Origin of the sequence: Actinosynnema sp. NPDC023794, assembly GCF_040639675.1 — a bacterium.
Lineage (GTDB): Bacteria > Actinomycetota > Actinomycetes > Mycobacteriales > Pseudonocardiaceae > Actinosynnema > Actinosynnema luteola.
Map to the genome: position 1 here is coordinate 174,572 of NZ_JBFAFR010000006.1, position 22,786 is coordinate 197,357.

Sequence of the window (22,786 nt, forward strand, 5' to 3'; positions counted from 1 at the left end):
GTCTACCTCGTCGTCACTTGCGTCTGGGGTCATTGCGGCGGCTGCTCAGGCCAGAGACCCCAGGTGGGCAGAGGACCAGAACACGAGGTACGCATAGTGCGCACCAGTTACCGCACAACAACGTAGGAAGATACCGGTTGGGGTCGGCGCGGGTCAAAACGACCCCTCCCGAACCCCTCCGGACCTGCCTCGACCGACCCGGACCGCACCCTGGCGGACCGGCCGAAACACGTACGCGGGCCCCGGATCCTCGAGGATCCCGGGGCCCGCGGGGGGTCGTGCGGCCGAATCAGGCCCAGCGGCCCTGGTTCTTGGCCTCAGCGGCCTGGTACGCGTCGGTCGCGGACTGGACGGCCGTGCCGATCTGGGCCAGCACCTGCTGGAGACCCGCGGCCGACTCGTCCCACGCGCGCTGCGCCTCCTGGTAGCTCGCCGACGCGCCACCGTCCCACTGCGCGATGACGGGCGTGAGGCGCGACTTCAGGTTGTCGAGCTCGGACTGGATCTTGCCGGCCTGGCTGCTGATGTCGCCCGCTGCGCTGCTCAGCTGCCCGAAGTCAACCTTGATGTTGTTGGCGTCGACCATGATCTCCCCTTGGAAGTGAAGTCAGAAAGAAGAAAGAAAGCGAAAAGATGTGGAACGCGACCTGAATTCGGGATGGATCAGCCGCCGAGCCGGTTGGTGATGGCCGACATCTCCTGCGCCTGCTCCTCTTCCTGCTGGATGTAGGTCGCCGCGCTGCCGTCCATCTGCTCGGCGATGTCCAGCAGGGCCTTCTGCAGCTTGTCGGCGTCCTCGCGGAAGCGCTCCATCAGCTTGTTGAAGGCGATCGCCGCGCCACCCTGCCACGCGCTCGACAGGCCGTCGATCGTGTTGCCCAGCTGCCCCAGGACGCCCTGGACGTTGCCGTTGGTGCTGACGATGTCCTTCGCTGCGCCGACGAGCTCTTCATGTCCGGTCGAGTAACCAGCCATTGGGTGCGACCCCCTTGGTCGAAGTGATCAGGCGTTCTCGGTTCGTACGCCTGTTACGACGCAGACCTTGCCACGTCCGGTTCCACGCTGTCGCGACTTCTCCGGAAGTAGTTGCGGTTGTAAACGCGACGGGTCCCGGAACGGGGTCAGTAGAGGATTCGCGCTTGCGAAAAGTCCTCGTCATCGCCCCTTTCGGGGGGAAGTTGGCCGCTCGGGCCGGCTACCGCGCGGGAACCGAGCGCCGGGCGTGGCGGAACTGCATTTGCATTCGCGTCCGTTTGCTCTCGCGATTTCTCCGGCGCGAGCAGTTCCTGCGCGGGGGGCAACTCCTCCACCGGCAGGCCGCGGTGGTGGCGGAACCCGGTGGCGACCCGCTGGACGTCCGGTGACGTGGGCGCGTGCCGGTCGGGCTGGACCTGCCCGGCCTTGGCCTGCTCGGCGAGCCGCTTGTTGCGGTCGCGCTGGGCCGCGTTCTTCGCGCCCGCGGCGTCCGCCGCGCGCCGGCCCCTGGTCACGGCGGCGTCGAGGTCCGAGCGGAACCGGGCGAAGGCCTCCGGGATGCCGGTCATCACATTCCCCACAAAGTCAGCTGGTCACGGTCAGCGTGCGGACGACCTGCTCGCACGCGGGGCGGACCCGGTCGTGCCCGTCCTGCGGGTACTGGCACCCCACGCTGACCTGCACGTCGTCCTGGAACAGCACGTACCAGTCGATGACGGCCGACTCCACCACTTCCCGGTAGTAAACGACATCCTTGGTGGCGAAGTCGGCGGAAGCGTCGAAATCGGACACGTTCGCCCGCTGGTCGTACTGCTCGCGCAATTCGGTCTCGGCCCGTGCCGGGTCCTGGGTGGCGTTGTAGTTGAGCCGCCGCTCCTCCACCGCGATGACGTCCCGGGTCGACTCGGGCGCCTCGGGCTTGAGCAGCACCTTGCGGCTCTCGACCTGGCCGCCGGTCTGCTGCCACCCGCCCGGCACGGTGAAGCTGTAGTCGTACTGCGCGATGATCTTGCCCTCGGTGTCGCCGGACGTGGTCGTGGAGGACGGGGCGGGCGTGGTCGGGTCGCCGGTCGTGGCGTCGCCCCGGCTCAGCACGTACGCCGTGGACGCGGCGACGGCGACGGCCACGACGGCGGCCACCACGAGCAGCGGCACGCGGCTGCGGCGCGGTGGGGCCTGCACGGGCGCGGGGGTGGGCGGCGGGAAGTACGGCGGCTGGGGGAACCCGGCGGGCGGCGACGCCGTGATCCGCCGGGTGATCTTGCGGGTGTGGTCCTCGGTGATCTTGCGGGTGACGTCGCCCGTGCCGGTGGGCAGCGCGCCGGTGCGCAACGGGTCCACGCTCACCGCTCTGAGCGCGCCGCGGGCCACCACGGTCTCCGGCTGGTCGATGCTCGTCGGCACCACGCCCGACTGCTCCAGCACCAGGCGGGCCACCAGCGGGATGCGGCTGGACCCGCCGACCAGGAACACGCCGGCGAGGCCGCGCGGGTCGAGCCCGGCGTCGCGCACCGCCGTCACCACCAGCGCGGCGGCCCTGGTGAGCGGCGTGCCGATCAGGCGTTCCAGGTCGGTGCGGGTGACGTGGGCGTCGGGGAACGGCGGCGGCATCGGCACGTCGGTGTAGGCGTGCCGGGACAGGGTCTCCTTCGCGCCGCGCACGTCCTGGCGCAGCACCCGGCGCTTGCGGCGGTCGGACAGCTCGCGGCCCTCCACGAACTGCCGCCACGCGTCCGGGTCGCCGGGCGAGACCAGCGAGCCGACGTGCTCCAGCAGCGCCTGGTCGACGTCCGCGCCGCCGAAGCCGGGGTCGCCCTTGGTGGCCAGCACGCGGAACGCGCCGCCCTGGCGGGCCACCACGCTGGCGTCGACCGTGCCGCCGCCGAGGTCGAGCACGGCCAGCGCCGCGCCGTCCGGGATGGCGTGGGTCGCCGAGTGGAACACCGCCGCCGCGACCGGCTCGGGCACCAGCCGCAGCTCCTGGCCGAGCCCTCGTGCCGCGTGCAGGAGCACCCTGGTGCGGATCGCGCCCCAGTCGGCGGGGTGGGTGAGCACGAGCAGGTCGACCCGGGCGCCGCCGGCCACGCGCCGCGCCTCGTCCACCGCCCTGGTCAGCACGGCCCGGACGACGTCGACCACCGGCAGCACGCTGGTGCCGAGCAGCAGCTCGCCCTCGTCGACGCGGCGCTTGGGGTGCGGCTCGTAGCGGGACGGGTCCACCGCGGCCTGCCGTTCGGCCTCCTGGCCGACGAACAGCGTGCCGTCGGCGGCGGCGAACACCGCGGAGGGCACGATCGGCTGGCCGTCGACCACGACGACCTGCGGTTCCCGGCCGTGCAGCGACATCGCGACGCAGGTGCTGGACGTGCCGAAGTCCACCGCCACGTGCAAGCTCATCCGTCATCCCCCTCGTCGGCCGGGGCGGGCCTGCATATGCATACCTCACCGGACCGACGATCCGCCGCCGGGTCGCCGAGCCGATACCCGATGCCCGGCCGGGGTCAGCCGCCGTCCCCCGCGAGGGCCCTGAGCTCCGCCGCGCGGTCGCTGCCGAGCCGTTCGTAGAGGTCGATCGCCCGCCTCCGGTGCTCGGCGGCCGTCACCCGGTCGCCCCGGCGGTCGAAGACGTCCGCCAGGCCGGCCAGCGCGGCGGCGTGCTCCCACGGGATCGTGGCCTGGTCGAGGATGCCGAGCGTGCGCCGGAAGTAGTCCAGCGCCTCGTCCAACCGTCCTGCCTTCAGGTGGATCTCCGCCGCGACGATCGCCGCCTCGGCGGTGCCGGTGGCGTCGGCCAGCCGCTCCAGGACCGCCAGCGCCCTCATGGCGCTGTCGAGCGCTTCGTCCTCCCGGCCGAGCGCGCTCAACGGCCGGGCGACCTCCATGAGCGCGGCGGCCTCGGTGTGCTCGTCGTCGACCTGCGCGCACGCCTCGATCGCTTCCCCGTAGCGCTCGATCGACTCCTCGTACCGACCCAGCTTCATCAACGACGACGCCGTGTTGCACAGGGTCAGCGCGAGGTGCCCCGTGAAGCCGCGCTCCCGCTGGATCCGGACGCCGCGCTCCCCGTGCTCCAGCGCCTCCTCGTGCCGCCCGAGGTGGTCGAGGCAGGCGCAGATGTTGCCGAGCAGCACGGCAGCGGGCGCGTGCTCGCCTGCCGCCTCCATCAGGGCGTGCGCCTCGCGGAACTGGTCGAGCGCCTCCTCGTTCCGCCCGCACGCCCAGTAGCCGCCGGCCAGCCCGCTGAGGATGCGCGCCCGCGCCCGGTCGTCGCCCCGCCGCACGGTGGCGTCGAGGGCGATCTCGTGGGTGGAGATCCAGTCCGAGACGTGGCCGCCGTGGTAGTAGAAGCCCCAGAGCAGGTAGGGCAGCTGCCACGCGTGCTCGTCGAGCCCGGTGCGGGCGGCGTGGCGCACGGCGGCGGCGATGTTCTCGCGCTCCGCCTCGAACCACTCCACGGCCGGGCCGGCGGTGTCGAACCCCGGCAGCTCCAGCGACCCGTCGGTGGTGCGCACCGGCCGCCGCGGCCGGTGCGGGTAGAGCGCCTCGTCGCCCGCCTTCACCACGGCGAGGTAGTAGTCGAGCAGCCGGACGATCGCGACGTCGTCCGGTCCGGCGGTGCCCTGTGCGTACTGGCGGACCAGGTCGTGCAGCCGGAACCGGCCCTGGCGCGGTTCCTCGACCAGGTTCACCTCGACCAGCGCGCCGAGCACCTCGTCCACCACCTGCGCGGGCAGGCCCGACAGCGCGGCGCCGGAGTAGCGGTCCACGTCCTCGCCGATGTGGCGGCCCAGCGCCCGGAACACGCGCCGCTGCACGTCGTCCAACGTCCGGTAGGACACGGCGAACGCCGACGCGACGTCCCGGTCGCCCGCGGCGAACTCGCGCAGCCGCCGCCGCTCGTCGCGCATCCGGTCGATCAGGTACTCGGCGGTCCACGACGCCCGGTGGTTGAGCCTGGCCGCCGCGAGCCGGATCGCCAGCGGGAGGTGGCCGCACAGCTCCACCAGCCGGGTCAGCGCGGCGAGGTCCAGCGTGGTCCGGCCCGCCACCTGCCGGAAGAGGTCGACGGCGACCGGTCCGGGCAGGACCGGCAGCGACAGCGCGTGGCTGCCGTCCAGGCCGACGAGCCTGCGCCTGCTGGTCACGATCACCAGGCAGCCGGGCGTCGACGGCAGCAGCGCCCGGACCTGGAGCGCGTCGAACGCGTTGTCCAGCACGACCACCGCGCGCAGCCCGGCCAGCTCCGAGCGCCACAACGCCACCCGCTCGTCCAGCCCGACCGGGACCCGCTCGCGCGGCACGCCGAGCGAGTACAGCAGCACGGCGAGCGCGTCGAGCGGCTCCCGCGGCTCCTGGCCCTCGGTGTAGCCGTGCAGGTCGATGTAGAACCGGCCGTCGGGGTACCGGTCGGACAGCAGGTGCGCGGCGTGCACCGCGAACGCCGTCTTCCCGACGCCGGCCATCCCGTCCACCGCGCAGACCAGCCCGCGTTCGGCGACCTTCGCGACCGCCGCCAGCTCGTCGGCCCGCCCGGTGAAGTCGGGCAGGTCGCGGGGCAGGTGGTCGCGCAGGCGCACGGCCGGCGCGCCGCCGTCGTCCTCGGTCAGCAGGGCCGCGTGCAGCGCCCGCAGCTCCGGCCCCGGTTCGACGCCCAGCTCGGTGGTGAGGACGGTCCTCATCTCCGCGTAGGCGGTCAACGCCTCGGCGCGGCGGCCGGAGGCCCGCAGCGCGGTCATCAACTGCGCCCAGAACCGCTCGCGCAGCGGGTGCTGCTTGGTCAGCGACCGCAGCTCGCCCACGAGACCGCCGCCGTGACCGGCCGCCAGCTCGGCGTCGAAGCGGCGCTCCAGCACGCCGAGGCGTTCCTCCAGCAGCGGTTCGACCTCGTCCTGGTGCAGCGAGTCCGACGACACGTCCGACAGCGGCGTGCCGCGCCACAGCTCCAGCGCCTCGGCGAACCGGCCCTGCGCGGCCAGGTCGCGGAACTCGTGCAGGTCCAGCGCGTGCGGCTGGAGCTCCGCCAGGTAGCCGCCGGTGGTCGTGCGCACGACGTTCGCCTCGCCCAGGGCTTGGCGCAGGCGCCGCACCACCATCTGCAACGTGGCCTTGGCCCGGTCCGGGTTGGGCGCGCCGCCGTCCCACAGCCGGTCGACCAGCTCGTCGGCCGTCACCGGCTGGTTCGCCCGCAGCAGCAGGACCGCCAGCAGCACCCGGGCCCGCCCGGCGGGAATGGGCACCAGCGCGTCGCCGTGCCGCACCTCGAGCGGTCCGAGGACGTTGAACGTGGTCGTCATGTCCCTCCTCGCCGCGGTCGGACCGGTTCTTCGAGCTCGTCCCGCGCCCGGAACGGGCCGAGGCTTCCCGACTCGATCACCGGGCTCCCCGGACCACTCGGCGGCGACGATCGTTCACGACACGTTCCAGCCGGCTACCCGGTTGCCCCGGCGTCGAGCAATCGCGCGAAGTCGGCAGGCGCGAACCCGACCGGCCGCACGCGGTCGGGCGCCGGAAGCGGCGGGGGCCTTCGCACGCGGCGTCGGCGTCGGCGGCAGGGCGCGCGTGCCCGCCGGGGCGAGGACGAGCCGGCCCGCGTGCCCGGCCTCCCGGCGGTCCGAGCACCCTGAACTCAGTCGTCACCAGGCTCCCCCTGCACGGTGACGAGTGTACGGCGTCGATCACGCGCCGTGACGTGCCGACGACCGTCGGCCCGCACCCACCCCCGACGACCCGATTCTTGGTGAGCAGGCAGTGAGGGGACTGTGAGGCGCTTCTTGCACAGTGAGGACGTTCACCGCCGCGACCCCCAGCGGGCGCGGGACCGGAGGTGCGCACCTGGGGGGATCCGGTCACGGTGGCAGGTGCTCGTCGAGGGGGACGACGCCTGCCCGGCCCACGCCGCGGTGACGACCGGACCCGCGGGCTCCTCCGCTCTCCCCGCCGAGGAGCCCGCGGTGTCGGAGCGGGCGGGGCCGTCACCGCGTCACACCGACGGCGAGCCCGGTCACCCGCCGTCACGGCAGACCGGCCGCCTTCGCCCGCAGCGCCTCGGCCGTGCCGTGGCCGAGCTCGTCCAGGATGCCCAACGCCGCCTGCCACACCTCTCGTGCCGCGTCGTGGTCGCCCGCCAGCACGTGCGTGTCGCCGAGCCGTTGCAGCGTCGCGGCCTCCTCGTAGCGGTCGCCGCTCTCCCGGTAGCGCGGCAGCGCCTCGCGGTAGCAGCGGACCGCCTCGTCCAGGTCGTGCAGGCGGTGGTGGACGTAGCCGAGGCTGTCCCACGTCGCCGCCTCCGCCAGCACGTCGTTGACCTCGCGGAACAGCGCCAGCGCCCGGCCGCAGTCGGCCAGCGCCCGGTGCAGGTCCTCGCCGAGCATCGCGCGGGCCCAGCCGACGGCGTTGAGCGCGCGGGCCGTGCCCGCCCGGTCGCCCAACTCCTCGAACAGCGCCAACGCCCGTTCGGCGTGGTGCAGGGCCTCCGGCAGCATCTCCCAGCCCTCGTACAGCCCCGCCAGGTGGCGGTGGATGTGGGCCCGGCTCTGCCGGTCGCCCAGCTCGCTCGCCAGGTCGAGCGCGGCGGTGAGGTAGGCCGCCGACTCGGCGAACCGCCGCAGCGTGATCAGGATCCGGCCGAGGGCCCGGTTGGTCGTGGCGAGCGCGACCCGGTCGCCCAGCCGCCGGGCCGCGGCCAGCGCGACCTCCAGGCACCGCGCCTGCTCGTGCCAGAACGACCGCAGGCGGGCGAACGCCGTGGTCGTCCACGCCAGCTGCCAGGCGTGGGTGTCGAAACCGTGCGCCGCGGCGTGCCCCACCGCGGCGAACAGCGACGCCTGCTCCAGGTCGAACCAGGCCAGCGCGTCGGCCCGCTCGGTCAGCTCCGTGACCACCGCGCCGGGGGCCGGCTCGGCGATCGGCACCTCCTCGCGCTGCGAGTACAGCAGCCGGTCGGCCGTGTTCGCGGTGTGCAGGTAGTGGTCGAGCAACCGCCGCAGGGCTTCCCGCAGACCGCCCTGGTCCCCGTGCGCGGCGACCAGGTCACGCGCGAAGGCGTGCACCAGGTCGTGCAGCGTGAAGCGGCCCGGCACCGGCTCCGCGATCAGGTGCAGCCTGCTCAGCTCGCCCAGGTTCCGGCGGGCGACGCGCAGCGGCACGCCGGCCAGGCTCGCCGCCGCCGGGATCGACACCTCGGGCCCGGGGTGCACGCCCAGCAGCAGGAACATCCGGGCCGAGGCCGGGCTCAACCGCTCGTAGGACCAGGAGAACACCGTCTTGACGCTGGTCGTCGCCTCACCGGTGTCGAGCGCCTCCAGCCTGGTCCGCTCGTCGGCCAGCTCGCCGGCCAACGCCCGCAGCGCGAAGTCCGGGTGCGCCGCCGCACGTGCCGCGACCACCGACAACGCCAGCGGCAGCCCCGCGCAGTGCGCGATCAGCTCGCGCACCGCGTCCGGCTCGGCGCCGACCCGCTGCGCGCCGAGCTGCCGCACCAGCAGCGTGGTCGCCTCACCGTCGGTCAGCACGCCGAGCGGCAACGGCTGCGCGCCCTCGCGCACCACCAGCCCGTCGAGCTGGTTGCGGCTGGTCACCAGGGCCAGGCAGCGGGAGCCGCCGGGCAGCAGCGGCCGCACCTGCTCGCTGTCCGCCGCGTTGTCCAGCACCACCAGCACCCGGCGCTCGGCCAGCAGGCTGCGGTACAGGCCGACCTGCTCGTCCAACCCGGACGGCACGCGCTCCGGCGCCACGCCCAACGCGCCGAGGAAACCGCGCAACGCCTCGTCCGGGCTCATCGGCTCGCCCGTCGGGTCGAAACCGCGCAGGTTCACGTAGAGCTGGCCGTCCGGGAAGCGGTGCGCGCTCTGGCTCGCCCAGTGCAACGCCAACGCCGTCTTGCCGACGCCGGCCGCGCCGTTGATCGCCGCGATCACCACCGCGCCCGCGCCGCCCGCCGCGGCCGAGTCGAGCAACGCCCACAGCGCGGCCAGCTCGCCGTCACGTCCGACGAAGAACCGGGTGTGCAGGGGGAGCTGCCTCGGCGTGCTCGGGGTGTCCTGCTTGTCCGTGCGCACGGCCACCGGCGCCGCGGTGAGGATCCGCTGGTGCAGCTCCTGCAACCGCGGGCCCGGGTCGACGCCGAGCTGCTCGGCCAGCAGCCGGCGCACCGACCGGTAGGCGGCCAGCGCCTCGGCCTGCCGGTCCGATCGGGAGAGCGCTTCCATCAACTGGCCCCAGAACCGCTCGCGCAGCGGGTGCTCGCGGGTCAGCGACCGCAGCTCGGGCACGACCTCCGCGGACCTGCCCGCCGCCAGGTCCGCGTCGAGGCGCCGTTCCAGCACGTCGAGGCGTTCCTCCAGCAGCGGCGCCACGTCCTCGCCGTGCAGCACGTCGGACGGCACGTCCGACAGCGGCGCGCCTCGCCACAGGTCCAGGGCCTCGGCCAGCCGGTCGCGGTCGACCAGCTCGCGGAACCGGTGCAGGTCGAGCGCGTCCGGCGGCACGTCCGCCGCGTACCCGCCGGTGGCGGTGCGGACCACGTTCGCCGGGCCGAGCGACTGGCGCAGCCGGGTCACCACCATGTGCAACGTCGCCCTGGTGCGGGCCGGGTTCAGCGACCGGCCGTCCCAGAGCCGGTCGACCAGGAGGTCCATCGGCACCACGCTGCCCGCGCGCAGCAGCAGGCTGGCCAGCAGCACCCGCGCCTTGCCCGTCGGCAGCGCCACCTGCGTGCCGTCGTGCCAGACCTCGAGGGGCCCGAGCACCTTGAACTCAGTCTCCACCGCCACCCCCCATTTCGTGCGGGGCGAAGCATAGGACAACGCACCGACACTCCCCGGACACCGAGTGTCAACTTCCCACCACCTTCCCGGGGTGGGCCGGCGAATTCAGGGCGGGCCGGACGGTGGCGCGGACGCTGCCGGACACACGGAAGGCCCCACCGGAGCGGGGCCTTCCGTCGTTCGCGCGGGACCGGTCAGTCCGGGTCGATCCACGCCAGCTGGATGCGCTGCTGCCCCAGCTTGCGGGTGACCAGCGTGCCCCGGCCGGGAGGCTGCGGCGACGCCTTGAGGTTGCCCACGATCGCCCCTTCCTCCTTCGAGCCCGAACCCACCATGATCGGCGCCGAGATCTCCTTCAGCTTGCCCAGGATCGGGTCGTACATCGCCCGCGACGCGCCACCCATGCGCCGCACCGCGACGATGTGCAGACCCACGTCCTTGGCCTGCGGGATGAACTCCGCCAGCGGCTGCAACGGGTTCGGTGAACCCTGCGGCGCGACCAGGTCGTAGTCGTCCACGACCACGAACAGCTCCGGACCCTTCCACCAGGACCTGTTCTTCAACTGCTCCTGGGTGACGTCCGGGCCGGGCAGTCGGTTCGCCATCGAGCCGCGGACGTCCTTGATCATGTCCGTGAGCTGCGCCGAGGACACCGCGTAGGACAGCAGGTGGTCGGTCTCGATGTAGCCGAGCATGGTGCGCCGGTAGTCGACCAGCATGATCAGCGCCTCGGACGAGGTGTAGCCGGTCATGATGCCGCGCACGATGGTGCGCAGCAGGTTGGTCTTGCCCGCCTCGCCGTCGGCCAGCGCCATGAAGTGCGGGTCGGCGTCGAAGTCCAGGTACACCGGCGCCAGCTCGTCCTCGTTGACGCCGATCGGCACCAGGTGACCCCGGTTCGGCCGCTGCTGCTGCACCTGGGCCATGAAGTCGTGGTACGGCAGCAGGTCGGGCAGCAGGCGGACCTGCGGCGCGCGCTGGCCGCGCCACGCGGCGCTCACCTTCGCGATCATGTCCTGCACGCCCGCCGCCACGTTCTCCGCGTCCGACGAGGCGTCCACGCGCGGCAGCGCGGTCAGGAAGTGCAGCTTCTGCGGCGACAGACCGCGACCCGGACGGCCCGGCGGCACGTTGACCGCGACCTTCCGGTCCACCTCGGACTCGCTGACGTCACCGAGGCGCAGCTCGAACCGCGTGCCGAGCAGGTCCTTCATCGCGGGCCGGATCTCCGCCCACCGGTTCGCCGCCACGACCACGTGCACGCCGTAGGACAGACCCTGCGCGGCCAGCGCCTGGACCATCGGCTCCAGCGCCTCGAACTCCTGCCGGAAGTTCATCCAGCCGTCCACGATCAGGAACGCGTCACCGAAGTCGTCGTCGCGGATCTCGCCGCGCCGCCTGCGGTTGCGGAACTCGACCATCGAGTCGATCCCCTGCGCGCGGAACCGCTGCTCGCGCTCGGCGATCAGGCCGGACAGCTCGGCCACCATCCGGCGCGCCTTGTCCACGTCCAACCGGCTGGCGAACCCACCGACGTGCGGCAGGTTCTCCAGCGACGCGAGCGTGCCGCCACCGAGGTCGAGGCAGTAGAACTGCACTTCCTGCGGCGTGTGCGTCAACGCCATGGACGTGATCAGCGTCCGCAGCATCATCGACTTGCCCGACTGCGGACCGCCGACGATCGCGCCGTGGCCCGCGGCGCCGGAGAAGTCCGCCCACAGCAGGTCTCGCCGCTGCTCGAACGGCTTGTCGACCACGCCGAGCGGCACCTGGAGCTTGCCGTTGGAGAAGAAGCCGGGCGCGGTCAGGCCGCGGTCCTCGGTCGCCTGCAACGGCGGCAGCAGCGTGTCCAGCGACGGCGGCTCGTTCAACGGCGGCAGCCACACCTCGTGCGCCGGCGGGCCCTGGCCCACCAGCCGCTCGACGATGACCTCGAGCTCCGAGGGCTCGTTGGAGTCCTCTTCCTTCTTCGCCTGCTTGACCGGCTCGACCGGCTTGATCGGCTCCTTGGGGATCTCGATGTAGTCCGGCACGAAGTAGCGCGGTCGCTTGTCGCTGGTCACCGGCGCGGACGGGCCCGCGACCTGCAACCCGGCGGGCCGGTACGGACCGGACACGTACAGCGCCTTGAACCGGGTCAGCGGCGAGCCCTGCACGCCCAGGTAGCCCGAGCCCGGGATGGGCGGCAGCTCGTAGGCGTCCGGCACGCCGATCGCGGCGCGCGACTCGGCGGCGGAGAACGTCTTCAGACCGATCCGGTAGGACAGGAACGTGTCCAGGCCGCGCAGCTTGCCCTCCTCGAGCCGCTGCGACGCCAGGAGCATGTGCATCTGCAGCGACCGGCCGACGCGGCCGATCTGGAGGAAGATGTCGATGAAGTCCGGCTTCGCCGTCAGCATCTCGGAGAACTCGTCGATGCAGATGAACAACGCCGGCAGCGGGTCGAGGTCGGCGCCGTTCTCGCGCGCCTTCTCGTAGTCCCACACGTTCTTGTAGTTGCCCTTGGCCAGCACTTCCTGGCGACGGGACACCTCACCGGCGATCGCGTCCTTCATGCGGTCGACCAGGGTCAGGTCGCCCGCAAGGTTGGTGATCGTCGCGGCGACGTGCGGCGCCTTGTCCAGGCCGAGGAACGTCGCGCCACCCTTGAAGTCGACCAGGATCATGTTGAGCGAGGTCGACGAGTGCGTCGCCAGCATGCCCAGCACGAGCGTGCGCAGGAACTCGGACTTGCCGGAACCGGTCGCGCCGATGCACAGGCCGTGCGGGCCCATGCCCTCCATCGCCGCTTCCTTGATGTCCAGCTCGACCTGCTGACCGAACTCGCCGATGCCGAACGGCACCCGGTAGCGGTCGCGCACCGGCCGGGGCCGCCACGCCGCCTGCACGTCGAAGGTCATCGGGTCGCCGGGGATGCCCAGGAACTCCAGCAGCGGCGGGTTGTTGCTCATCGACAGCGGGTCCTCGTCGCTGCCGCCCGCGTCCACGCCGCCGATCCGGTACGGCGACAGCCGCCGGGCCAGCGCCTCGGCCTCGACCACGCTCAGCCAGTCCGGCGCGCCGAACCACTCCACGCCGCTGGCGCTGCGCGCGCCGAGCTTGCCGTCCTCGATCACCAGCCGCAGGCCGCGGCGGGCGGTGAGGTTGCCCAGCGACTCGGACAGGTCGAACAGCGTGACGCCGACCAGGCCCTCTTCGAGGATGATCTGCTCTTCCCGGGTGACGTCGCCGTCGTCGATCAGGATCACGATGTGCGGCTGGTCGGCGGGCGGCGGCGCGTTGCGGGTGAACCGCTGCCGGTCGCGCAACTGCTCGTCCAGCATCTGCTCGACCTCGGCCAGCGAGCCCGCCATCATCCGCATCTGCCCGATGCCGTCGACGATCGCCGGGTGCTGCACGTGCGGCAGCCACTTCATCCACTCCCACTCGGCCTTGGTGCGGCCGGTGGTGACGACGGCGACCAGCAGGTCGTCCGGCGAGTGGAAGGTGACCATCTGGGCCAGCAGGGCGCGGGCCAGGCCGCGCTTCTCCTCGATGTCGCCGAGCAGGCCGACGGCGGCGAAGCCGCGCAGCGCGATCGAGATCGGCAGGTCGGGCACCAGCGAGTGGGCGCGCACGAACCGGCGCAGCGCCAGCGTCGCGATCGGCTCCAGCTCCTCGACGGGACCGGTCTGCGGCGGCACGAGCCGCGTGGCCAGCCGCTGCGAGCCGCGGCCCGCGCGCAGGTGGCAGAAGTCCGGGTCGTTCTGCCGGCGCTCCCACATGCGCCGGGTGGTGGCCAGCGACCACAGCATCTGCGGGTCGGGGTGGACCCACTCGCGCTCGGCGCGCTGCTCGTTGGCGGCCTCGCGGGCGCGGTCGCGCATCTGGCCGAGGTAGCGCAGGTAGTCCTTGCGGTCCTCGTTCATCTCGGCCTTCTTCTGGCCGCGCCCGCCGCCCATGCCACCGGCCATCATGCCGATGGTCGAGACCAGCATCATGCCGGGCATGATCATCGCAGCGGGGCTGCGCCCGCTGTAGCTGAACATCAGCACCATCATGCCGACGGACGACACGATCATGACGACGGGCATCGCCTTCATCATGATGTTGCCGGGGATGACCCGCGGCACCTCGGGTGGCGGTTCGAGGTGGACCTCACCGCCGGGTGGGCGGGGAGCAGCGAGGCGTGCCGTGCGCTTGAACTGCAGCGTGCTCACCTAACAGGCACCTCTTCAGCGTCGATCCGTAAACGATCAGCCCGACTGCGCTCGAATCCCGATCGGGGCGCGCGGGCCCGCCACAGTCGCACCGACACTATGGCGCATCGGAACCCCGAACGACGGGGGGTCGGGCAAATCCGCGGCCAACGTGTTGTGACGTGTTGCGCGGAACGGCCCAGCCGGGACGCCCGCTGCCCCCATACTGGGTCCGCTCCTCTCCAGGGGCGGGCCGAAGCGCGTCCGGCCGGACCAATAGGGTCGGGGCGGACCACAGCACACACTCATCAGGACTTAGGGGGCGCTGGTGGCGACCGGAACGACGGTGTTCAGCCGGGTGACGGTGGTTGCGCCGCGAACGCGTATCGACGTCGCGCTGCCCGCCGACGTCGCGGTGGCCGACCTGCTGCCGATGCTGCTGGACATGGCCAAGGAGGCCACTCCGGACGGTGGCGTGCGACACGGCGGCTGGGCGTTGGCCAAGCTGGGTGAGGGCCCGCTGGACCCGAGCCGCACGCTGGCCTCGCTCGGCGTGGTCGACGGTGAGCTGCTGCAGCTGCGCAAGCGCAACGAGAACCCGCCGCCCCCGCTGTACGACGACGTGGTCGACGCGATCGCCGAGTCCGATCCGGACAGCTTCCGGCCGTGGACCAAGGACACCGCACGCCGCTACGGCCACCTCGCGGGCGCGTTGGCGCTGATCACGGCCGCGATCGCGGTGCTGATGGCCGGTCCGCTCGCGGGCGGCGGCAACCTCGTGCCGGCGATCTGCGCGGGTGTGGTGGCCATCGCGTCGCTCATCGCGGGCGCGGTCGTGGCGCGGTCCTACAACGCCGTCGGCACGGGCGTGCTGATCGCCGCGGCGGGCGGGCTGCCGATGGCCTACGTCGCGGGCCTGTACATCGTGCCCGGCGAGATCGGCCGGCCGAGCCTGCTGCTGGGCAGCGTGCTGGTGCTGATCTTCGCCTCGGCCTCGATCATGCTGATCGGCCGCGGCATCACGGTGTTCATCGCCGCCGCGACGGCGGGCGCGCTGAGCGGCCTCGCGTTCCTCATCGGCATCTTCGTGGACCACCCGGTGCAGGGCATCGCGGCGGGCACCGCGGCGGTCTCGCTCGCCGCCCTGTCCGTGCTGCCCCGGTTGACGATCCAGCTGGCCAAGCTGCCGCTGCCGACCGTGCCGGGCAGCGCCGAGGACCTCAAGGAGGACACCGGTTTCCCGGAGTACTCCGTGATCGAGCGGCGCACCGCCAACGCGCACGAGTACCTGACCGGCATGATCATCGGCTGCGGCGGCGTCGCCGCCCTGTTCGCCGTCATCGCGGCGGGCGACGGCTCCATCTGGGGCCCGCTGCTGGCGATCGTGGTGACGCTGGTGCTGCTGCTGCGCGGCCGGGCCTACGCCAACGGCGCGCAGGCGGTGGCGCTGCTGGCCAGCGGCATGGTCGCGGGCACCGGCGTGCTGCTCGGGTGGCTGGTGCAGTCCTCGCCCGGCGACCGGCTGCTGTACGTGTTCGGCACCCTCGTGGTGGTCGGCGCGGGCGCGCTGGTGCTCGGCGTGATCTTCCCCAACCAGAAGTTCTCCCCGGTGCTGCGCCGGACGGTCGACGTGCTCGAGGCCATCCTGATCGCCGCGGTGCTGCCGCTGGCGCTGGCGGTGATGGACCTCTACGTGGCCATGCGCCAGCTCATCCCCGCGTGAGGCCGTGATGCGCATCCGCAAGATCGCCGCGCTCGCGGCGGCGGCCGTCACCCTGGTGACCGCGCCCGGCGCGTACGCCCAGCCGGCGTCGACGACGACCACCCCGGACGCCCGGCCGAACTCGCAGCCGCCGCCGGTGGACCGGTCCTTCCTGCGGCCGCCCGAGTCGCCGAAGGAGGACGTCGACTACAAGCCGAAGCAGGGGTGCATCACCTCCAGGACCGAGGACCGCCCCATCCCGAACAAACCGTGGGGCCAGATGCAGCTGCGGCTGGAGGAGGCGCACCGGTTCGCCACCGGCAAGGGCATCAAGCTCGCCATCATCGACACCGGTGTCAACAAGAACCACCCGCGACTGGAAGGCCGGGTCGTGGAGGGCGGTGACTACGTGGAGACCGAGAAGCGCGGTGTCCACGACTGCGACGGCCACGGCACCGAGGTCGCGGGCGTCGCGGCGGCCAGCCGGGACGAGGCGACCGGGTTCGTCGGCGCCGCGCCCGAGGCCACGGTGCTGGCGTTCCGGCAGACCAGCAACAGCTTCGAGTACGACGACCCGACCAACGCGGACGACCGGCCGTCCGCGGGCAAGGTCGGCACGCTGGCGAAGGCCATCGTCTCCGCGGTGGACCAGGGCGCGCGCGTGATCAACATCTCGCTGACCGCGTGCGCGCCGCCGGCCGCGCCGAGCAATCAGGAGCGCGAGCTCCAGGCCGCGATCGACTGGGCGGTGAACGACAAGGACGTCGTCATCGTGACCGCCGCGGGCAACATCGACGCGAAGAGCGGCTGCCAGGCCCAGAACGACGGCCAGGCCACGGACAACGTCAACGTGGTCGCGTCGCCGCCGTGGTACGCCGACAACGTGCTGTCCGTGGCGTCGATGAACGCGGAGGGCGGTGTCTCGCCGTTCTCGGTGTGGGGCCCGTGGATCAGCGTGGCCGCGCCCGGCGAGAACATCGTGACGCTCGACCCGGCGGGCAAGGGCCTGACCAACGCGAACTTCGAGAACGGCAGGCCCGTCGCGATCCAGGGCACCAGCTTCGCCTCGCCGTACGTCGCCGGCGTGGTCACGCTGGTGCGGGAGCGGTTCCCGAAGCTGACGGCGAAGCAGGTGATGGACCGCATCAAGGCGACCGCGCAGCACCCGGGCAACCCGAACGGCCGGGACCACAAGGTCGGCTACGGGATGATCAACCCGGTGGCCGCGCTGACCGCCGAGCTGCCGTTCGAGCAGCCGGGCGCGAAGCCGGTGGAGCCGGAGCAGCTGATGACCGACCTGGGTCCGCTGAACCCGCCGAGCAGCACGCCGATGATCGTGGCGCTGTCGGGCACGGGCGCGGGCGTCGGCCTGCTCCTGCTGACGATGTTCATCGTCCACACCGTGAACCGCAACCGCGACCGCGCCAAGCGCCTCCCGACCCCGAGGCGCTCCGTCATCTAGCTGTGTTGGATCGCCGCTGCTCCGCAGACGGCGGCTCGGTCGCCTGGAAGTCGGTCATCCGCCGCTGATCCCGCGGCAATCGGAAAGCGTGATCGCCGCGGGATGAGCACCGGATGACCGACGCGACCTCGCGCGTGTCCAACGTCCGGAACGCGCGTGTCCTACGTTCAGGACCCCCGAGTTCAACGCTGGAGAACACGCGAGCGAGCACCTAATCCTCGCCGAGCACCGGCGGGGCGGACTTCTTGGGCTTGCCGAAGACCTGCTCGGTCGAGCCGGCCAGCTGGACCTTCGACTTGTGCTCCTTGTCGCCGCCCTGCTGCCCGCCGGCGCCCATGCCGCCCATCATCCCGGCGCCCATCATCCCCGCGCCGCCCGCCGCCGGACCGGACGGACCGCCCGCCGCGGCAGCCGCCGGACGCGGGCCGGGCTCCGCCGGACGAGGCTCGGACACACCCGTCGACCCGCCCGGCTGCATCCGCTCCGGCGACTCACCGCCGGGGATCCCACCGCCGGGCACACCGCCGCCACCACCGGGCACACCGCCACCGCCGCCACCAGGCACGCCCCCGCCGGACCCGCCGCCGGACGCGGCCGGCTTCGTCTCGGCGGGCGGTGCGGTCGGCGGCTCCGGCGCGACCGGCTTCGCGGGCGCGGTGAACGACCAGTTCTGCTCCGGGTACTTGTGCTCCATCTTCACGTCGGCGAAATCGTCCGAACCGGACACGCCGTCGCACAGCCGCAGGAACGCCTCCAGCACGTCCCGCACCGACTCGTGCAGCTCCTTCGCCGGGTCGTGCAGCTCGTCCAGCGCCTCCACCACGCGCCGGTCGCCGTCCACCGGCAACGCCGCCGCGCCGGACACCGCGTCGGCCGTCTCGGCGAACACCCGGGACATGTCCTCCACGATCCCGCGGATGCCCTCGGCGGTCTGGTCCAGCGCCTCGCCCATCGCGTGCATCGCGTCGGACATGTCGTGCCCGGCCAGGCCGACCTTCTGCATGTGCTCCACGAACGCGTCCGCGTCCTTGCCCTGCCACGCCGAGTCCAGCTTGCCCAGCGGCTTGGTCAGGTCACGCGTCACGTGCTCGGCGACGAGCCCGGCCTTGCGCCAGCGCTCGGCCTCCTCGTTCAGGTCGTTCCAGTCGCCCAGCACGGGCGCGAAGTAGTCCGCCACGAGGTCGCGCACGCCGAGCCGCCTGCTGATCCCGGACAGGTAGTCCAGCTCCGGCCCGACCTCGGCGGCGATCTGCTTGCCGTCCTTGCCCCGCATCAGCCCAACCCCGCCCGCCGGTCGACCGCCTTGATCAACGCCACCGCGTCGTCGTCCTGGGCGCCGTAGTGCTCAGCCACGTCGTGCAGGCCCTTCGCCGCGGACGTCAGCACCTCGCACGCCCGGTCGAGCTGCTGGTTGAGCAGCCCGGCGGCCCGGCCGTACGCCTCCGCGTTGCGCAGCGTCCGCCCCAGCTCGCCGAAGCTCTGGGGGCGCATCGGCGCCTCCCGCAGCTCGGACCGCGCGCGGGTCAGCTCCTCGGCCGCCTCGTCGACGCGCTTCGCGTACAGCTCCAACCAGCGCGGGTCGACCGAAACCTGCCGCCCGCCCGCCGGCCCGCGTGTGACCTCGTTCACCCGGACACCTCCTGCACCCTCTGACGGGAACCGGCCCACGCCGGTTCCCCCAAAGGGCTCAGCATTACGGGCTCAGCTGCCCTGCTTCTTGGCCTTCTCCTCGGGCAGCAGGCCGCTGTCCTTCGGCACCGGGATCGCGTCCCAGCTGCGCGAGGCGTCGTTGCGGTTGAGCTGCGGCCCGTTGGGCAGCAGCCGCAGGATCGACTCCGGTCCGGGCGAGAACCCGTCCGCGCCCAGGCCGAGCGCGCCGCTGGTGGTGACGTCCGGGATGCCGTACTTCACCCCGCGGCCGGTGATCAGGTGGATCGGGCCGCTGTCGAAGTCCTGGGTGGACGTCGCACTGCGCACCACGGCCGACTTGCCCGGCGCCATCACGAACTGGCTGACGACCTCGCGGGTCGCGCCGACCTGGTTGATCTCCACCGGCACCACGTTCGACGGGATCGGCAGTGACGGCGCGAAGGTCACCTTGGTGTGCTGCGACTTGTTGTCCGAGGTCACGTTCTGCGCCTGCCAGCCGAGGCAGATCACCCGGTTGTTCTGGTTCGGGTCCAGGACCTCGGGCACGTCCGGCGGGTAGTCGGCGAAGTCGAGCTGCTCGACGGTCGGCGCGCTGTTGGTCCGCGCGATGTCGACCAGCTTCGGCTCCGCGCCCTGCGCGTAGGCGGCGCGCAGCAGGTCGGCCGCGGCCCGGCTGATCTTCTGCAGGCCGTCCTTCAGCGCCACGTGGAACTCGGAGTCCGCGCCGGAGCGGCGGACCTCGATCACGGCGCCGATCCGCAGGTTCTCGCCCTGGACGTAGGTCACGCTCTGGCCCCGGCCCGGGATGTCGGGCGCCACCAGCGGCTTCGCCTCGGGGATCGCGTTGAGCAGGCCCGTGCTGATCGCACGCGGCTTCTTCTGGCTCAGGTTCAGCGCGGTGCGGACCTCGGCGTTGGTGAGGTCGACCTTGGCGCGCACAGTGGACGTCGAGGTGATCTTGGAGTTCACCGGCGCCTTGTAGATCAGGTACGCCTGCTTGTCGTCGGTGCCCGCGCGCACCAGCAGGGCGCGGTTGTCGTCGAGCAGCTCTCCGCCGCCGCTGTACCCCGCGAGGACGGTGGTGGTGAACTTGCCCGGCGCGGACGGGTCGTTCAGCGACTCGTCCAACGTCAGCGTGTCGCAGACCGACCAGTCCGGCCCGACCCGGTCGGCGGGCTTCGGCAGCACGTCCGGCCCGTCGGGGATGCCGGTCAACCGACCCTTGGGCAGCTTCGCGAGTGCCTTCTCGCTGACCAGCTTCGGGTCGCCGCCCGCGACCTGCGGCCCGGCGTTCACCTGGCCCGCCGCCGCGTCACCGCCCGCGACCGCCGCCTGGCCCGTGTCCGGGTTGGACCGCTGCAGCAGCAACAGCCGCGCGGACGCGAGGTTCGTCATCGGGATCAACGTCTTCGTCGTGCCGACCGTGTGCACGACGTAGACCTGGCCGGTCTCCTTGGAGATGGCGATCTGCGTCTGGTCGTCGACCTGGGGGTCCGGCGAGAAGAAGCCGAAGATGAGGAAGCCGATCAGTCCGATGACGCCGAGCAGGACGCCCACCGCGGTGGCACGGGAGTGCGTGCGCATCGGGTCGTGCAGCATCACCGCGTCCCTGCGCACTAGGGCGGACTGCATCCTGCGCAGCACGAAGCGGTAGGCCTGGACCTGTGACTTGGTGGTGGGTGTTGATGCCATTCTCGGCTCGCTGCTCTCCCAGTCGCGGTACGGTCTGCACGATAGCCGGACGGCGGGTGGTCCGTGTGCGGGTTGGTCAGACCCGGTCGGTCCCACCCGGCGCACGCCGACGGAAAGAGAACCAGAGCGGATGTCCGTGACCACCCCACATCCGGGCCAGCCCAACCCCGCCATGGCGCGCGCGCAGGCAGCGGGCGGCGCCGTGCGCGCCGCACTGCTCCGGGCGCGTCGCCGGACGGCGGGCGCGAGCCTGGGCTCCTTGCCGGTCGCCAACCTGGTCGTGCTCGAGGTCGGCGTCGCCATCGGACTGGTCCTGCTGGCCGTCGGCGCCACCGGCGACGAGGTCGCACCCGTGCCGATGTACGTCGCGGGCGGCATCGTGCTGATCGCGTTGATCATCGCGTTCACCAGGTCACGGGGTCGCTGGCTGACCCAGTGGATCGGCCTGGTGGTGCGCTACAGCTTCCGCTCGCACGGCCGCACGGCCAAGCGCACCGGCCCGGTGGAGATGAAGCCGCCGTCGGAGGAGGAGTCCTCGGTCATCGGCCCGGACGACCCGCGGGTGGCGTTGCTGCGCCTCGCGGTGCCGGACCTGGTGGTGGCCCGGGGCGTCGACCACGAGCGCCGCCCGCTCGGCATGGCCTGGCACCAGGGCGCGTGGACCGCCGTGCTGCTGGTCGACCCGGCGCCGGGTCTGATCACCGCGGTGGGCAGCGCGCCGTCGTTGCCGCTGGGCGCGCTCGCGCCGACGTTGGAGGACCGCGGTGTGGTGCTCGACGCGATCTCGGTGATCTGGCACTGCTACCCGGGCAGCGCGGCGCTGCCGACGAACTCGCCCGCGCTCAACTCCTACATGGAGGTGCTCGGCCCGCTGCCCGCGGCGGCCCGCCGGACCACGTGGATCGCGGTGCGGCTCGACCCGCGGCGCTGCGCGGCGGCGATCCGGGAACGCGGCGGCGGCGTCGTCGGCGCGCACCGGGCGCTGATCGGCGCGCTGTCCCGCGTGCGCAACGCGTTGGAGTCGACGGGTGTGTCGATCCGGCCGCTGGACCCCGACGAGCTGATCCGGGCGGGCATCTCGGCGGCCGAGCTGACCTCGGTGGCCGGGTCGAACAACTCGGTGTCGCTGCGGGAGAAGTGGTCCGGTGTGACGGCGGGCGGCGTCGGCCACGCCAGCTACGCGATCACCGGCTGGCCGTCCAAGGGCATGCGCAACAACCTGAACGCGCTGACCGGCGTGCGGGCCCTGTCCTCGACGCTGTCCATGACGATCTCGCCGAGCAGCGAGCAGGGCCAGGTCGGCCTGCGCGGCATGGTGCGGGTGAGCGCGCGGACCCCGTCCGAGCTGAACCGCGCCGACGACCGGCTCAAGGCGCTGGCCGACAAGCTCGACATCACGCTGACCCCGTTGAACGGCCTGCAGGTCGCCGGGCTGGCCGCGACGCTGCCGCTCGGAGGTGTGGCGTGAGCAACTCCCGCTTGCTGGACTCGCAGGGCAGGGGCGTGGCGCCGGAGTTCCTGGTGTCGCCGCAGATGCTGGACGTGGTGAGCCCGTCGGGCGACCGCGGCGGCATGGTGCTCGGCTCGGGTCTGCAGGGCGAGCCGCTGACGATCTCCGTGCTGCGGTCCGCGCCGACCCGCATGGTCGTGGTCGGCGGGCTGTACCTGGCGCGGCAGATCGCGTTGCGGGCGATGGCGACCGGCGCGTGGATCACCATCGCGACGGGTCGCCCGGCGGCCTGGCAGCCGGTGGTGCGGGCGGCGGGCGCGGGCGCGGACGGCCGTCCCTCGCCGCTGGTGCAGCTGCGCAGGCTGAGCCCGGTCGAGCTGCCGCGCCCGTCGGAGGACAGCCCGCTGCTCGTCGTGCACGACGGCGGCCACGTGCCGCAGGAGTTGTTCCCGCCGCGGTCGCCGTGGCAGACCACGATGTACGTGTTGCCGTATTTGCACCCCCAGGCGGCGACCACCGCGAATTCCGCGGACCTCGTGCTGCTGCAACGGCTGCCGGTCGGGCAGGCCCAGTTGGCGTCCCAGATCTGGCGGCTGCCGCCGCAGATGGCGCACCAGCTCACCACGCTCAAGGACGACCAGGTGATCGCGCTCGGCACGAACCTGTGGCGGCCGTTGCGACTGGTCACCACCCCCGGTGAGCAGCAGATCCTCGGTGCGGTCCGGCGCGGCGACTGACCCGCCCGCCACCTCGCGTGCCCCTGGACGATTGTCCGGGGGCATGTTTTCTGCCCGGGGTCCAGTCACCCACGGCAACGATTCGTTCACAGCACGAATAAAACTGTGTACGAGCCGTTCGTCGGTTATTCCGGGCAAATTCTTGCGCCTCACCGGCGAGGCGAACTAGGAACAA

General features: G+C 72.5%; 14 protein-coding genes. 4 read left to right on the forward strand and 10 right to left on the reverse strand.

The window, feature by feature from the left end; genetic code table 11:
• Nucleotides 1-289: 289 nt before the first annotated feature.
• From AB0H12_RS16265 to eccCa, 7 genes are all read right to left on the reverse strand, one after another.
• Nucleotides 290-586 carry a WXG100 family type VII secretion target gene (locus AB0H12_RS16265; protein ID WP_230566518.1) on the reverse strand — a complete coding sequence of 99 codons (297 nt, stop codon included), beginning with the start codon at nucleotides 584-586 and terminating at the stop codon, nucleotides 290-292.
• 77 nt (nucleotides 587-663) lie between these two features.
• Complete coding sequence (locus tag AB0H12_RS16270; protein WP_499623666.1) at nucleotides 664-975, reverse strand: WXG100 family type VII secretion target; 312 nt, start codon at nucleotides 973-975, stop codon at nucleotides 664-666.
• A 146-nt stretch (nucleotides 976-1,121) separates the two neighbouring features.
• Nucleotides 1,122-1,544 carry a hypothetical protein gene (locus tag AB0H12_RS16275; RefSeq protein WP_230566517.1) on the reverse strand — a complete coding sequence of 141 codons (423 nt, stop codon included), beginning with the start codon at nucleotides 1,542-1,544 and terminating at the stop codon, nucleotides 1,122-1,124.
• Nucleotides 1,545-1,560: 16 nt separating this feature from the next.
• A complete protein-coding gene (locus tag AB0H12_RS16280; RefSeq protein WP_499623667.1) occupies nucleotides 1,561-3,372 on the reverse strand; it encodes a type VII secretion-associated protein in 1,812 nt (603 codons plus the stop codon).
• Nucleotides 3,373-3,476: 104 nt separating this feature from the next.
• Nucleotides 3,477-6,269: an AfsR/SARP family transcriptional regulator gene (locus AB0H12_RS16285; protein ID WP_499623668.1), complete on the reverse strand. Its 2,793-nt coding sequence runs from the start codon at nucleotides 6,267-6,269 to the stop codon at nucleotides 3,477-3,479.
• 717 nt (nucleotides 6,270-6,986) lie between these two features.
• Nucleotides 6,987-9,746: an AfsR/SARP family transcriptional regulator gene (locus AB0H12_RS16290; protein ID WP_499623669.1), complete on the reverse strand. Its 2,760-nt coding sequence runs from the start codon at nucleotides 9,744-9,746 to the stop codon at nucleotides 6,987-6,989.
• 188 nt (nucleotides 9,747-9,934) lie between these two features.
• Nucleotides 9,935-13,939, reverse strand: a complete 4,005-nt coding sequence (eccCa, locus tag AB0H12_RS16295; protein ID WP_499623670.1) for a type VII secretion protein EccCa — start codon at nucleotides 13,937-13,939, stop codon at nucleotides 9,935-9,937.
• 307 nt (nucleotides 13,940-14,246) lie between these two features.
• On the opposite strand from eccCa, the gene eccD reads away from it, so the two are divergent.
• Together eccD and mycP are read left to right on the forward strand one after the other, a co-directional pair.
• A complete protein-coding gene (gene eccD / locus AB0H12_RS16300; protein WP_499623671.1) occupies nucleotides 14,247-15,641 on the forward strand; it encodes a type VII secretion integral membrane protein EccD in 1,395 nt (464 codons plus the stop codon).
• Nucleotides 15,642-15,648: 7 nt separating this feature from the next.
• The gene (gene mycP, locus AB0H12_RS16305) at nucleotides 15,649-17,082 is read left to right on the forward strand and encodes a type VII secretion-associated serine protease mycosin (RefSeq protein WP_499623672.1); all 1,434 of its coding nucleotides are present in this window, start codon (nucleotides 15,649-15,651) and stop codon (nucleotides 17,080-17,082) included.
• A 211-nt stretch (nucleotides 17,083-17,293) separates the two neighbouring features.
• Here mycP and AB0H12_RS16310 read toward each other — a convergent pair whose 3' ends face one another.
• The 3 genes from AB0H12_RS16310 to eccB form a co-directional block, all read right to left on the reverse strand.
• Complete coding sequence (locus tag AB0H12_RS16310; protein WP_499623673.1) at nucleotides 17,294-18,355, reverse strand: WXG100 family type VII secretion target; 1,062 nt, start codon at nucleotides 18,353-18,355, stop codon at nucleotides 17,294-17,296.
• Nucleotides 18,355-18,711 (reverse strand): hypothetical protein, encoded by a 357-nt coding sequence (locus tag AB0H12_RS16315; protein ID WP_499623674.1) that lies wholly within the window; start codon nucleotides 18,709-18,711, stop codon nucleotides 18,355-18,357. Before AB0H12_RS16315 ends, AB0H12_RS16310 begins: the two co-directional genes overlap by 1 nt.
• A gap of 72 nt (nucleotides 18,712-18,783) precedes the next feature.
• Nucleotides 18,784-20,424, reverse strand: a complete 1,641-nt coding sequence (eccB, locus tag AB0H12_RS16320; RefSeq protein WP_499623675.1) for a type VII secretion protein EccB — start codon at nucleotides 20,422-20,424, stop codon at nucleotides 18,784-18,786.
• A 130-nt stretch (nucleotides 20,425-20,554) separates the two neighbouring features.
• Here eccB and eccE point away from each other — a divergent pair, with 130 nt between their 5' ends.
• Together eccE and AB0H12_RS16330 are read left to right on the forward strand one after the other, a co-directional pair.
• Complete coding sequence (gene eccE / locus AB0H12_RS16325; RefSeq protein WP_499623676.1) at nucleotides 20,555-21,892, forward strand: type VII secretion protein EccE; 1,338 nt, start codon at nucleotides 20,555-20,557, stop codon at nucleotides 21,890-21,892.
• A 65-nt stretch (nucleotides 21,893-21,957) separates the two neighbouring features.
• Nucleotides 21,958-22,611, forward strand: a complete 654-nt coding sequence (locus AB0H12_RS16330; RefSeq protein WP_238598838.1) for a hypothetical protein — start codon at nucleotides 21,958-21,960, stop codon at nucleotides 22,609-22,611.
• Nucleotides 22,612-22,786: the final 175 nt, after the last annotated feature.